The sequence below is a fragment of the Sporosarcina sp. P16b genome, assembly GCF_002743065.1.
Taxonomy (GTDB): domain Bacteria; phylum Bacillota; class Bacilli; order Bacillales_A; family Planococcaceae; genus Sporosarcina.
Genome location: NZ_PDYO01000006.1, coordinates 1 through 13,665, shown reverse-complemented (window position 1 = coordinate 13,665; position 13,665 = coordinate 1). Strand labels below are relative to the sequence as shown.

Sequence of the window (13,665 nt, the reverse complement as noted above, 5' to 3'; positions counted from 1 at the left end):
ATGGAGCTTGACATGCAAAATTTCATTTGTTATTATTACTCTATATTTCTGATAATTTTTAAAACTAACATATGCATAGATTTTATTTGCTCCCTCTTTATCTTTCCCTCTTTAAGAGTCGGTAAAGAAATGCAAACTTGCCTTTATCTAGTTGGAGATACTCCTATCTTCATCTACTAGATTATGACGGCATTAATCTGGAGATTTACTCTCAGCAGATTAATGCCGTTTTTTGTTTTCCTAGAAATATGTTAGCATCAGCTTTCATTTCCATGAGGTCCTACAATACAGATACTAAATTGCCGTTCTCATTCATTACCCCTATCGCTATGAGAGGTGGGAACCTATGTAGAATTTGGGAAAGTTATGAAAAAATGTATAACTCACTGTATTAACCCTTATTTTAATTATTCTATTCGTCTATTTCTTATTCTCGCTTTTGTTTCAATAACTACTACTGAAAGGAAGTCATATTATGAACGTACATTCCATTTATATCCACATTGTAGAATTACCGACTATTAGGCCACATAAACTATCCATGCATACTATAACAAAACAAACTATTGTCGTCGCTCAAATCAACGATACGGAAGGTCTTACAGGTTGGTCGGAAGTTGCAACAATAGGAGGTGCTTCTTATGGTGAAGCAACTCCTGAGGCTATCAAAGTAAATTGTGAAACGTATATAACGCCACATCTAATCGGGAAAAATCCACAACAATTTAATTTGCTTATGTACGAAATCTCGAAAACTGTTTCAGGGAACTACTTTGCCCGCGCCTTAATCGAAGGAGCACTAATCGACTTAGCAGCAAAGCAGAGAAACATTCCCGCTTATGATCTTTTGGGAGGAAAAATACATGACTCACTTCCAGTGGCATGGACTTTGGCAAGTGGAGATACGGGTAAGGATATCGAAGAAGCAAAGGAACTACTTCAACAAAAGAAACATCGTATTTTCAAGTTGAAGATTGGTGTTGGAGACGCTATGGAGAATGTGGAACACGTGCTGAAGATTAAGAAAGAAGTAGGTGACGTTGCTAGATTAACTGTAGACGTTAATCAAGCTTGGGATGAAACAACTGCTAACTATGCGATTGCCCGTCTCCAAGATGGTGGTGTTTCAATGATCGAACAACCACTGCCGAAATGGAACTTTGAAGGCATGAGTCGTTTGACTGAACGTTTCTCTGTACCAATTATGGCAGATGAAGGTGCGAATTCGATTCATGAAATATTCCAGATAGCTAAACACCGGTCAGGAAACAGTATTGCTCTTAAAATATGTAAAGCTGGCGGACTACAAGCAACAAAGACTGTAGCTGGCATTGCAGAAGCAGCAGGACTAGGGTTGTATGGGGGGACAATGATTGAATCTTCATTAGGAACAGCTATAGGACTTCATGTATATTCAACTATCCCTCATATGGAATTCGGCACAGAACTCTTCGGTCCTTTGTTGTTCAAAGATACAATTACAGCAAATAATATCGAATACAATAACTTTGACGTTGTTATTCCAGGTGGCCCCGGCTTTGGAATGATCATTGATGAAGAAAAATTAAATCATTACAAACGATTCTAAATTTTAATCAGTACTGTATTTAAAAGCCAAGTACATGCACATTAATGCGTGGGTACTTGGCACTTTTTATGAAGTTTTCAACATAAAAAAACTATCGTTGAATGTATTCTAACAACATTCAGCGATAGCCTTGATTAATAAGTTTGTCACCAGTTTTTTGGAGATTCCAATTTAGCATATGTAGTGACAAATAATATGTGTAGTGATAAAAAGGCAACGGTAAAACACATTTATACTTACCTAAATATAAGATTCTTTCTTTTGGGCCCAATAATAAACCAGCAGTCCTGCAACAATATAAATTGAATAAAATATGTACAATGAACTAAAACTAATAACGCTTACTAACACACCTGCTAACAGCGCCCCTCCACTAATACCTATATCAAAAATCGATAGGAAAGTAGCCAATGCCACAGGACGACGCTTAGGTTCCGAATTTTGCAGGACGACTGTTTGAAAACTTGGGAAAAGCGTACCCCATCCTCCCCCCATAAATACAGCAGCAATGAAAAAAAGTAATGCGTTAGTTGTCATACCTAGAAGGAACATCCCTATGGCAAATGAAACTATCGCAGGAAAAATAATTGTATTGGCTCCATACTGATCATACCATTTACTGGTTAGCGGGCGTGTCAATAGAAGTATAATTACATACACTATAAAAAAGTAACTAGATTCCGCTCCCAGCCCCTTTTCAACAGCAAAAACCGCCATGAAAGACAAAACAGACGCATACGCAGTACCAAAAAATGCTCCTGTAAACGAAATACGTAAAGCAGACTTTTCAAATAAAGGTGCTCTTTTTTCACCAGGAGAACGTTTCACAAGATTTTCTTCTGGCAGATGAGCCATTAAACCAAACAAAAAAGAAATTAGAGAAAAAAAAGCACACGCCCAAAACAAGATGTATAAACCAAATCCATCCAAGATAGTAAGTCCAATAAATGGACCAATCACCATTCCCAGATTTGTTGATAAAATAAAGTAACCCATTCCTTCACCTTTTCGAGATTCAGGTACAATTTCAGCTATGATCACTACTGTAATAGTAGTAGCCATACCAAATCCAAAACCATGAATGAAACGTATGAGAAGTAGCAAGACAATAGAATCAAAAAAGCTATAAAGAAATGAAGCAGTTGTAAAAAGAACGAGCGATACAATCAACATAAATCGTTTGCCAAATGACTCAATCCACGGCCCCATAAAAGGTCTAATAATAATCGCAGCGCCGATATAAACGGTTGTAAACAAGCCTGCTACGGCACTTGTTGAGCCAAAATGCGTGATTGCGACAGTTGGTAAGGTAACAAGCAAAGCAAAGTACGTCACAATAAAAAAGAAGTTTACTGCAGATATAAATATAAAATTTTTCGTCCATAAAGTGTTTTTGCTCATTAAAAATCCACCTCGCAAACAAATGTGAAACGTTAAAAATGTATCTTTTACCATTAATTAATTCTACCCAATCAAGTTTTTATTGATTGGGTAGAATTAATTATCGCGCTTATACAATTCGCTCAAGCCTTTATACTCTTTCACGTAACTAATTAAGAACTTATTTCTCTTTCATTGTTAGTGCTCTTAGTTCTTCTACTAACTCAGGTACTTCCTTTTCCAAGTACTCCCACTCAGTATCATAGGCTAAATTCAAAAACTTTTCTTCCTCAGCTTTAGGCAATTTGAAAAGTTCAACACCGATCTTTTCTAATTCTACAATTTCTTCTTTATCAAGTTCTGTATAGTAGTCGACCATTTCTTTCTCATAGTCAGCTGTTGCCGCAATAATTGCATCGCGATCTTCGGTTGAAATTTCATTCCATCTATCATTATTCATGAGTATCGTACAGTTTTGCGTCCAAAAAGGATGGTCCAAAATATATTTAGATGAATCAGTCCAACCATCCTTTCTAGGCCCATTAAACCCACCATATACAAACCCCTTAACAACACCTGTTTGTAAGGAAGTATAAACTTCTGAAGGATCAATCATTGCAGAAGCAATTCCTAATTTTTCAAAGAAACGTGTATAGTTTGGTGCTGATCGGATAGGCAGTTTTTTTAAATCATCTACGCTATCAATTGGCTCATTTAACCATAGTCTTGGCGAACCTGTTAACCATCGACCTAAGTACATAACGTTCATTTTTTCATGTTGATCTACCATTAAATCGTAAAATCCATTTTCTCTTTCTTCCGATGGTGTTAGTTGCGATAAAGCTATGCTCAGCGTTTCCGGTGCAAGTGATTGGTATTGTCCAATATACGTAAAGTTAATATCCATAACACCAGAATTCATTGCTTCAAATTGCTCGCCAATAGGTATTACATCGGCGCCACCACGCCAATTTACCTTCACTCTGCCATCCGTTGCATCTTCTACCGAGTAAATCCAATCATAAAGTGTTGCAGTTAAAGGATGATCTTTTGGTAAAAAACTAACAGCATTTAATGTAACACTCTTTGAATCACTACCTTCCTTTTCTCCATTGCCACTTGAACAAGCCGTTAAAAGGCTGACTAGAAGAACAAGTATGATCGTCTGATATATTTTTAGATTTTTTATCATGGTCTTCCTCCTAAATTATAATTTCTCTAAATTATTACTTAACAAAGCTTGGTAACCATAAAGTTAATGATGGGAATATAATCATTAGCGCCATTATTGCTAAATTCAACAAAATAAAAGGAACGACTGCGCTATAAATCTCTTTCATCGATATAGAGTCTTTTGGAATCACTGCTTTCATTGCAAAGAGATCCATACCAAAAGGTGGTGTAATTGTTGCGACTTGCATATTAAGAAGCATAATTGCCCCAAACCACAAAGGATCGAACCCCATTGTTCCTGCAATCGGCATAAGTATCGGAAGTGTCATCATCATTATTGATAAAGGTTCCATAAAACACCCGAGGATCAGTAGAACGATCTGAATTATTACCAAAACAATAAGTGGTGGAAATTCCAAGTTTCCAACGAGCTGTACCAGACCTTGCGTTACACCTGTGTAACTTAAAATTTGACCAAATGTAGTGGATCCTATAATAATCATAAAAATCATAACACTGGATCTTAAAGTACCGGTAAGGGAGTCCCAGAACTTCGCCCAGGTCAGACCACCATAAAAATAAGACAGGACAATGGTTCCTAACGCCCCTAAAACCGCACTTTGTGTAGGTGTTGCAATTCCAAGTATAATAACACCCAATAAAAGGAACACAATAAATCCAAGTGGCAAAATATATTTAACCGTTCCAATTAGCTTTTCAGATAAAGGCACCTTCTCTACATCATAGGCAGGAGCTAGCTCTGGCTGAAAATAACATCTAATAATAATATATAGGACAAATATTACTGCCAATAATAAACCCGGTACGACAATTGCAAATAGGAAATGTCCGACAGGTATCGATGCAAGCGAAGCAAGCAATATACCTAACGCGGTAGGTGGAATCATAGTAGCAAGGCCGGCACTACCAAGTATTGGTCCAACAGTCATTGCAGGACTATAACCCTTTTTCTGCATATCCGGAACTAATAATGATCCTAATAATGCAGTACTTGCTACACTCGAACCACTTAGAACTGAAAATAAAGTTCCACTTCCAACAGCAACAATACTTAGCCGACCTGGTAAATTCCCAAACCATTTTCCAACTGCATCAAAAACTTTAAAACCTAAGCCCGTTCGAAACATAATCTCACCCATTAAGATAAACATTGGGATAGGTAATAATGAAAACTTTGATACAGAGGAAAATATATTTAAGATGAGTTGGTTAAGTCCCGCTTCTCCGTTCCATAAAACGATGACACCTACAATATTTATTGTTAAAAATGAGAATGCAATTGGTAATCCTATCATAAATAAAATAAACATACTTCCAAATACTAGTGCTAAAACGCCCCACCATTCCATCAAATTACCTCCTAGCTTTTCTTGCTACTTAATTTAAGTTTATTGATCGCAGATAGGATGTTTCGGATGAATTGTACGAAAACAAATAAAAAGCTAACTGGTATGATGACTATTAGCATAGAACGTGGGATTTCTAAGATAGTCTCTGTTTTTATATCCCTCATATATAAGTTCCATGTTGCCAAAAATCCATATACGGTAATAATCAAAGAGATGATGGCACCTATGCACGAATTCACTATCTCCATACGCGTTCTATTTTTTTCACTTAGTCTATTTAATAATAAATCTAGCTTAATATGCCCATCTTCTCTCAATAACCAAGCAACCCCTAGAAAAGTTAAAAATACTAGAAGGTATTCTGAAACCTCTAAAATCCATGAAAATTGATTGCTAAAAAATTTTAATGAAACAATATCAACGATGATCAATAAACTAATAATGATGATTACGACCCTACCTAGAATAGCCATACAGTTTATGATAGAATCGAAAAGCTTATTTATTCTTAACAGCACAAGCATCTTCCCCCTTTTTTCTATCGATTCTATCAGTATAAATATGCTACATTTATCTAGATCTTTTCTCTTAATAATTGATTACTAATCAGATGAAATTACCTCTGCTCTGAAATAAAAAATAGCCTCCTAAATATATATGATATTTAGGAGACTGCAGTATAATCGATAATTCCACATGTAGGAATTTCCATTTATAAGGTACTCCGCTTTTCATTTTAACTGCTGGAAATTTACTGTAAGGTGTAAAAAATGCATTTGAAAACATAATTGGGCTACCATTATTCAATTCCTTCCCATAAGCATCTCAGGTAGCTAGCACGAGGATCAAAAACGATTTCATCTTTATAATATTCATAATCTCCCCCCTTTTTCCCTAACTTTTACTTACCATCATGTAGTTCCTATTCAGTTTCAATGCTTGAAACCACTGCTGTGATTGTTCGTAGCAGTCACCAATCTCAAGTATCTTTTTATCGGAAAATGGTCTTCCAATTATCTGAAGCCCTACTGGAAGCTTCGTCTTCGTGAATCCACATGCAACAGAAAGTGCTGGAAACCCGAGGATATTTGCGAGTGGAGTTTTACCAAGTGTAAACATATTGCTTATTGCTTGTTCAGGAACCATTGTACCGATCTCAAATGGTGGTTGGACGTTTGTCGGTCCAATTAGTGCATCAATACCGCTCATCTGTCTCATTGTATTCTGTACGAATTGTCTTCGAGTACGTTGAGCATTTATATAATCCGTCGCTGAAATGTCCCGGCCGAATTGGAATCGGAATTTCAAATCATCTCCGTATAAATCACCGTGTTTTTTTAACAAAGGATCATGGAAAGATACTACTTCAGATTGAGCAATCGTTTTCAAACCATCAAGTGCCTCATTAATTCCAGGTAAATCAATTGGAACGATTTCAGCTCCAAGAAACTTTAATTGATCGAATGCTTGTTCAATTACACGCTTCACGTCTGTATCAATACCGGAATACATATAGGGTTCATAGAAACCTAATGTAATCCCCTTTAAACTCTGTAATGATTCGTTGAAATAAATTGCATGATTCTTCTTAACTGAAGAATCATCTTTTGGATCATAGCCCTTCATGGCTTCTACCATAATGGCAGCATCCTTTACCGTCCTCGTCATCGGTCCAACATGGTCAAGTGACCAACTAAACGGAAAGCCTCCATGTCTGCTTACCAGCCCATACGTAGGTTTAAATCCGACGGTTCCACACATTGCTGCAGGTAACCGGACGGAACCTGCGGTATCTGTCCCAATAGAACCAAAAGCCATTCCCGTAGCCGTTGCGACAGCAGAACCGCCACTTGAACCACCAGGTATTTTTGTTATGTCCCACGGATTTTTCGCACTTCCATAGTGGGGGTTTTCGGTTGTTGCCCCCATAGCAAATTCATGAAGGTTTGCTTTCCCTATAATAATAGCCCCTGCTTCCTTCATCCTCTGAACGGCAGTAGCATCTTCATCGGGTATCCAATTTTGAAAGATTTTTGATCCACCTGTCGTCCGGGCTCCTGCTGTTTGCAATATATCCTTTACCGCAATAGGTATACCATGCAACGGTCCACGGATTTTACCATTTTGCAGCTCTGATTCGAGTACTTTTGCTTGATTAATCGCTTCATCTTCCATAACTGTTATGAAAGCTTTCAATGTAGGATCATACTTCTTGATACGGGCAAGCGATAGTTTAGTTAATTCTACTGGAGAGATTTTTTTCTTTTGAATTAACGAACCTACTGAATCAATAGTTTCGAATAGAATTTCACTCATCATTATCCTCCCCAACATTTTCTAGCGAAAAGATAAATGCAGGTTCACCCGATAAAATCTCTGATTTTTCTATCCCAATTATAGTAATTAAGTAATCGGTTAGATTCACTTGAAAATCCTCCTTTCAACTAATTAGCGAGTAGTTTGACAAGCTAACTTAAAAGATTTCGTTTCATGCATGTTTACTAAATCAACTCACGGAACACTTGAACGAGTCTAGGTTTATAAAAGTGCCCTACTATATTAAGATTAATATAATTTGTGGGAACGTAATTAGTAATGCTATAAATGCGACATACGCAACTAGGAAGTACGATGCCCCCCTAAATACAGTTGTGATTGGAGTATCCTTAGTCAAGCCCTGTACAACAAAGACATTTACACCCACTGGTGGTGTAATGGCTCCCATACTTGTCACGACACAAAGAAGAACTGCAAACCAGATAGGATCATAACCAAGAGCTATTACGGTTGGGTAAAAGATTGGGATGGAGATAATTAAAAATCCTAGAGCATCCATTATGGAGCCGCCAATGACATAAACAATCAAAATAGCAATAAGCACAAAGACTGGTGCAACTGGAAGATTAGTCACCCATTCAGCTACCGCATATGGGAGTCTTGTAACTGTTAAAAATCGTCCGAACACCATCGCTCCCACCACAAGCATTAATACCATTGCAGATGAACGGAGAGTACCAGCCATCGCTTCTAGAAAGTTTCCTTTTGTCATCTTTCCCATAACTAAGGAAATAACAATTGCACCAAAGGCACCAAAGGCACCGGATTCAGTCGGTGTGAAAAAACCGAAAAACAAACCACCGATAACGAAGACAAATAGCACCGCAACAGGAATAACACCTACCAAAGATAAAAGTCTTTCCTTCATGCTAGATTTTTCACCTGCTGGTCCAAGTGTTGGCGATTTTACACATAAGTAGACAACTGTTGCAACCAAGAGCGCAGTTAAAAAAATACCAGGAATTATACTCGCTACAAATAGATCTTTAACTGATACCTCCATTTGCAAGGCAAGAACGATTAGTACTGTACTTGGAGGGATAATAATACCAAGTGTTCCGCCTGTTGCAATACTTCCCGTACTAAGAGCCTTATCATATTTATATTTATCAAGTTCCGGGAGGGCCATCGTTCCCATTGTTGCGGCAGTTGCTGAATTAGATCCGCAGATAGAAGCGAACCCCGCACTGGCTAAAATAGTTGTACTTGCCATACCACCTCGAAAATGTCCAACCCATTTATACGCTGACTCAAACATTTTCTCTGTAATCCCTGTTCTAAAAACAATTTCCCCCATTAAAATATAAAGTGGAATAACACTTAGTGAGTAGCTAGAAAATTGATTCCATAAATCAGCGCTCAAAACATTAAAGGCTGCTTTAGGTGAAACAGCGACTATTAAACCCATAAAACCGACAATAAACATTGTAAAACTAATTGGCATCCGTAAAAACATGAATAAGAACAATGTTAGGATTCCAAATACTGCTAATAGATTCATATCCATTTTAGGATGCCACCTTCCATATCAAGATTGTTTCTTTCACAATAGCCAAAACTAGCCCTATAAATCCAATCGAACTTAAGATAACAATTGGATAAAATGAAAATTGTATTGTTTGCGATACAACACCATTGCTTCCCAGATTTAAACCGAACAGTAGAAGTTGCCAAGCTGCTACTAGGAAAAAAGAAGCGCTCAAAACATTCACAACCGTATGAATTATTCTTTGTAGCATAGAGGGAAACTTATCCACTAGCATATCAATATAGACATGTCCTTTATTTAATTGTGTATAACCTAAAGCAAAAATTCCTGTAATTGCTCCAAGCCAACTTACTATCTCCACTGTTCCTGCAATTGGATCAGAGTACATACGCTTGATAGAATTAAATACAATCAATAACATCATCAACATTAGAGCCACGCCAGCAATCACAGCTAGAAATCGGTTTAAATAGTCAGTAGTCTTAAAAAATAGATTTGATGTAGATACTACTTTTTCTTCATGTTTGTCTTCTATAAATGAAGCGCTTTCAATATCGAAATCTACTATTTGCTCGTTTCTCATTCGTGAACCTCCGTATCTAAAGAAATAATTCAATCAGCGTTATTATATTTCTCGATTAACTCTTCCATCTCGCTCAAGTATTCCTCTGCTGGAAGACCCCCATTTTGTACTTCTTTAACAACTTCTTTTTGCATATCGCCAAGCTTTTTATCCCACTTCTTCATTTCTCCTTCTGGTAATTCAACAACTTCAAGTCCTTCAGAATCTATACTCCATTCCACGGATTCTTTAACGTGACTATCCAAGTAGTGACCAGTAAATTCAGTCATCTCTTTATTCAATTCTTCAATTACTGCTTGAACGTCCTCGGGAAGCGAATCCCATTTATCTTTATTCATGACAGCGATAAATGTATTTAATGCCAATGGATAATCTGTAACATATCCAACTATCTCCGCCAGCTTGGAATCTTTAAGTACCTCCCTGGAAGATACGTAGCCTTCAACAATTCCTGTTTGCAAAGCCTCAGGCACTTCCGCCTGCGACATTCCAACAGGAGCAGCCCCAAGTTCCGACATAATTGGTGCAAGAGCACCAGCTATACGTAACTGCTTTCCTTTTAAATCACTTAAAGACTTTATAGGCTTTTTACTTTGTATATATGCGGGTTCAGTAGCAAATGTAGTGATGATCTTAAAGTTATCAAGTGCCTCTGGTGGATAATTATTTACTAAATCGGCAGTGACTTTACTTGCAACCGTTGCGTTTTTATAACCTGATGGCATATCTGATATTGACAAAAGTGGAAATCTACCAGGTTCATATGATGTAGAAGTTAAACCTATATCTGCAGTGCCATTCTCTACTCCGTCATACATATTATTGGCTTCTAGTAAGGTTCCACCGGTAAATAAATCGACTTGTACTTTCCCATCTGTTCTTTCCTCAAGACGTTTTTTCCACTCTTCCATTTGAATAGCAGGGAATGTATTAGGCGGTGCAAAAAAAGCATAACTAAGCTTAATAACATCATTATTTTTTCCCGCGCTTGCTTTTCCTTCATTTTCGCCACATGCTGACATGATCATGACCAATAAAACTAACGACATTGAAATAAGCAACCTTCTCATTCTTCCACTCCCCTTTTAAAAATATTAGAAACTTTAATTCACTTTCCAACACTTATTAATTTAGACTTATTAATTTTCTACCAAGAAAAATGGTCTTCCAATTGAAGCCTCTAGTCGGAAGTATCGATCTATCCCTGCGTCACGGAATGAATGCGTCATATTTGTTACCGTTTGCAAGTCGGGTATATTATATAGGAAACATGCATGCCAATTAGTTGGACCTGCATGTCCCGCCGTTAAAATATCGCGATCGAACGTTCCCAATAGTTCTGATCCATTACTTTCCCATTCTTTTATAATAGATTTCAACTTAGGCAATAATTCATTCTCTTTTTGCTCTTGTGTAGTATCAAACCATCCTGTCGATTCAAAAGTAATAAAGACTCTTAATGGATTCGGTATTTGTGGTGCACCATGTACAATTTTCTTCAATTTTTCCAGCTCCTCTTAGTGTATAAGTATTTATCTCATGTATAATCCGCCGTTAATATCGAACGTGGAACCTGTAATATAACCAGCGGCATCTGAAGCAAGATATGAAACCATACTGGCAACTTCCTCTGCTTCACCAAATCTTTGTACCGGTATACTTTCTTTCATGTTCTTCAATTTACCTGGCTCAATAGTATCCATTTCCGGTGTCTGAATAGCTGCCGGTGCAACTGCATTAACCGTAATTCCTAGACCAGCCAGTGATCTGGCAAAGGACTTTGTAAGCACAATTTGACCTGCTTTTGAAGCGCAATAATGTGCTCCTGATGAAAGCGGTCCCGCTTGTCCCCCAAAAGATGAAATGTTAATTATACGTCCACTCTTTTGTCGTTTCATCGTATCTAGTACTGCCTGAGAGTAGAAAAACGTTCCTCCAAGATTAACGGATAAAATTAAATTCCATTCTTCTTCCGTAATATCTTCAACAGACGTCTCTTTTCGAACACCAGCGTTATTTACCAAGATATCAATTCTTCCCCAATGCTCCACTATGGTCTTCACACTCTCTTTAATCGCATTCACATTCGATACGTCCATAGCTATAAACATTGTTTTGGAAAAGTCATATTGACTTACTAGCTCTGAAGTCTTCACTTCGTTTAACAACTGTTCATTTACATCTACAAAAACAACACGTTTCCCTTCCAAGAGAAATTTCTCAGCAATAGCGAGACCTAATCCCTGACCGGCCCCTGTTATAATGGCTACTTGGCTTACCGTATTTTTTTGCACAGTTATACTAACTCCTATCTTCATTACATTCAATATACCTTTATATACTGGTAATTAACTTTTGAATTGTACTTATGTTGGATCAAGCCAGAATGTTCTTCATAACCGCCATTGCATTCAGACCAGAAACTTTAACAATATCTTCAATTGAATAATTCTTTTTTATCATCCAACCTATCATATTCTTCATTGCTTCCGATGGATTTTCCAATCCTTCAACATACGAGGATTCTTTAAATTCCTCCCCGCTATGTGAAGCTGAAATGCCCAACATATCATCAAACGCATGCTGCAAGGCTACATGATCTCCAAAAAATGTATCTGGACCGAAACCGACATGATCAATTCCGACTAAATCTACAAGATACTCAAAATGCTGCATCACTGAGTGTATAGAGTGTTTGAGGGAACTCTTCGTTAAAGTCGTATTGGGTGCAGCACAGACTCCAATGATCCCACCTTTTTCTGCGCAAGCTTTCAACACATGATTTGGTTTCATCCTAGGTGTATTCCATAAAGCACGTGCCCCTGCATGTGTCATAAGAACAGGATCACGACTTTCCTCAATAACATCTAAACTTGTTTGATCTCCGCAATGAGAAATATCGATTATCATACCTAATGTATTCATTCTTTCAACAACACGACGCCCAAAATTAGTTAAACCACCATCTCGACGCTCGATTAGCCCCGAACCAAGAGTGTTTGCTTCGTTATACGTGATGCCCATACATCGAATACCAAAGCCGTAAAGAATATCTACACGATCCAGCTCGTTTTCCAAGATGCTTGCTGTCTCTAAAGATGGTAGAAGTGCAGTTTGTTTCAATTGCTTAGCTTTCGTTAAATCGTCGTAGGATCGTGCAATGGTGACTGTATTTTGACGTTGAATGTCTGCATATCTCATACCTAGTAGATAAATAACATCGTCCCACTTCAAACCATTCTTCGATGTAATAGTTGAAATTCCATCCATAAAGTTTTCAAAAATGATATCGATTCCCGATTTAGCAATTCCCTCATAATGAAAGAATGTATGTAATTCTCCGCAATAAGGCAAAATATCTTCTCGTTTTTCAGGAACAATAAATCCGTGATCCCTAAGCGATACAATGAAATTCTCCGTTAAAACTTCATTTAACTTATTCTCTTCATCTGCTGTGAGATGAAGAGAATAAGCGGGAACACGATTTAGATCTGTTGCCAGCTCATAATGTTTATAGTCTTTGTTTGCTTTTAGATAGTTAAACGATGTGTATCCTTCGTATCGTTTCTTATTCATTGATTTTCTACTGCCTGTTTCTTTTCAAATTGTTCTTTTAGTGGAAATGCTTCCTGCCACTTTTTCTCTTTGTCATCATAAAGCCCTTCACTATACAGTGTTTTTAATGATTGATTTTCCAATACTAACGGCTCTTGCCCCTCTTGGAACGCTTTCGCTTGTTGTAGCA

General features: G+C 37.4%; 12 protein-coding genes. 1 reads left to right on the top strand and 11 read right to left on the bottom strand.

Annotated features, from left to right (window positions below; genetic code table 11):
- Positions 1–475 precede the first annotated feature (475 nt).
- On the top strand, positions 476–1,588 hold the full coding sequence (locus CSV77_RS08985; protein ID WP_099673135.1) for a muconate cycloisomerase family protein: 1,113 nt from the start codon (positions 476–478) through the stop codon (positions 1,586–1,588).
- Positions 1,589–1,828: 240 nt separating this feature from the next.
- Here the strand turns inward: CSV77_RS08985 and CSV77_RS08980 are convergent, their stop codons facing one another.
- From CSV77_RS08980 to CSV77_RS08930, 11 genes are all read right to left on the bottom strand, one after another.
- Positions 1,829–2,989 (bottom strand): MFS transporter, encoded by a 1,161-nt coding sequence (locus tag CSV77_RS08980; protein ID WP_158232050.1) that lies wholly within the window; start codon positions 2,987–2,989, stop codon positions 1,829–1,831.
- A 160-nt stretch (positions 2,990–3,149) separates the two neighbouring features.
- The gene (gene dctP, locus CSV77_RS08975; RefSeq protein WP_099673133.1) at positions 3,150–4,160 is read right to left on the bottom strand and encodes a TRAP transporter substrate-binding protein DctP; all 1,011 of its coding nucleotides are present in this window, start codon (positions 4,158–4,160) and stop codon (positions 3,150–3,152) included.
- 34 nt (positions 4,161–4,194) lie between these two features.
- Entirely contained in the window at positions 4,195–5,511 is a 1,317-nt protein-coding gene (locus CSV77_RS08970; protein ID WP_099631811.1) for a TRAP transporter large permease, read from the bottom strand.
- 11 nt (positions 5,512–5,522) lie between these two features.
- Positions 5,523–6,029 carry a TRAP transporter small permease gene (locus CSV77_RS08965; RefSeq protein WP_158232049.1) on the bottom strand — a complete coding sequence of 169 codons (507 nt, stop codon included), beginning with the start codon at positions 6,027–6,029 and terminating at the stop codon, positions 5,523–5,525.
- A 376-nt stretch (positions 6,030–6,405) separates the two neighbouring features.
- Positions 6,406–7,827 carry an amidase gene (locus CSV77_RS08960; protein WP_099673131.1) on the bottom strand — a complete coding sequence of 474 codons (1,422 nt, stop codon included), beginning with the start codon at positions 7,825–7,827 and terminating at the stop codon, positions 6,406–6,408.
- Positions 7,828–8,065: 238 nt separating this feature from the next.
- Complete coding sequence (locus CSV77_RS08955; RefSeq protein ID WP_099673130.1) at positions 8,066–9,355, bottom strand: TRAP transporter large permease; 1,290 nt, start codon at positions 9,353–9,355, stop codon at positions 8,066–8,068.
- A gap of 1 nt (position 9,356) precedes the next feature.
- Entirely contained in the window at positions 9,357–9,920 is a 564-nt protein-coding gene (locus CSV77_RS08950; RefSeq protein WP_099673129.1) for a TRAP transporter small permease, read from the bottom strand.
- A 29-nt stretch (positions 9,921–9,949) separates the two neighbouring features.
- Positions 9,950–10,969, bottom strand: a complete 1,020-nt coding sequence (locus tag CSV77_RS08945; protein ID WP_233212209.1) for a TRAP transporter substrate-binding protein — start codon at positions 10,967–10,969, stop codon at positions 9,950–9,952.
- A 90-nt stretch (positions 10,970–11,059) separates the two neighbouring features.
- A complete protein-coding gene (locus CSV77_RS08940; RefSeq protein WP_029055222.1) occupies positions 11,060–11,422 on the bottom strand; it encodes a hypothetical protein in 363 nt (120 codons plus the stop codon).
- Between the two features lie 30 nt (positions 11,423–11,452).
- Positions 11,453–12,214, bottom strand: a complete 762-nt coding sequence (locus tag CSV77_RS08935; RefSeq protein WP_233212208.1) for an SDR family NAD(P)-dependent oxidoreductase — start codon at positions 12,212–12,214, stop codon at positions 11,453–11,455.
- A gap of 82 nt (positions 12,215–12,296) precedes the next feature.
- The gene (locus CSV77_RS08930) at positions 12,297–13,496 is read right to left on the bottom strand and encodes a dipeptidase (protein WP_099673126.1); all 1,200 of its coding nucleotides are present in this window, start codon (positions 13,494–13,496) and stop codon (positions 12,297–12,299) included.
- Positions 13,497–13,665: the final 169 nt, after the last annotated feature.

Coding starts and splice junctions, on each gene's coding strand:
- CSV77_RS08945 (WP_233212209.1), bottom strand. CDS start 10,969: ATGTCGTTAGTTTTATTGGTCATGATCATGTCAGCATGTGGCGAAAAT.
- CSV77_RS08950 (WP_099673129.1), bottom strand. CDS start 9,920: ATGAGAAACGAGCAAATAGTAGATTTCGATATTGAAAGCGCTTCATTT.
- CSV77_RS08955 (WP_099673130.1), bottom strand. CDS start 9,355: ATGGATATGAATCTATTAGCAGTATTTGGAATCCTAACATTGTTCTTA.
- dctP (WP_099673133.1), bottom strand. CDS start 4,160: ATGATAAAAAATCTAAAAATATATCAGACGATCATACTTGTTCTTCTA.
- CSV77_RS08960 (WP_099673131.1), bottom strand. CDS start 7,827: ATGAGTGAAATTCTATTCGAAACTATTGATTCAGTAGGTTCGTTAATT.
- CSV77_RS08970 (WP_099631811.1), bottom strand. CDS start 5,511: ATGGAATGGTGGGGCGTTTTAGCACTAGTATTTGGAAGTATGTTTATT.
- CSV77_RS08985 (WP_099673135.1), top strand. CDS start 476: ATGAACGTACATTCCATTTATATCCACATTGTAGAATTACCGACTATT.
- CSV77_RS08980 (WP_158232050.1), bottom strand. CDS start 2,989: ATGAGCAAAAACACTTTATGGACGAAAAATTTTATATTTATATCTGCA.
- CSV77_RS08930 (WP_099673126.1), bottom strand. CDS start 13,496: ATGAATAAGAAACGATACGAAGGATACACATCGTTTAACTATCTAAAA.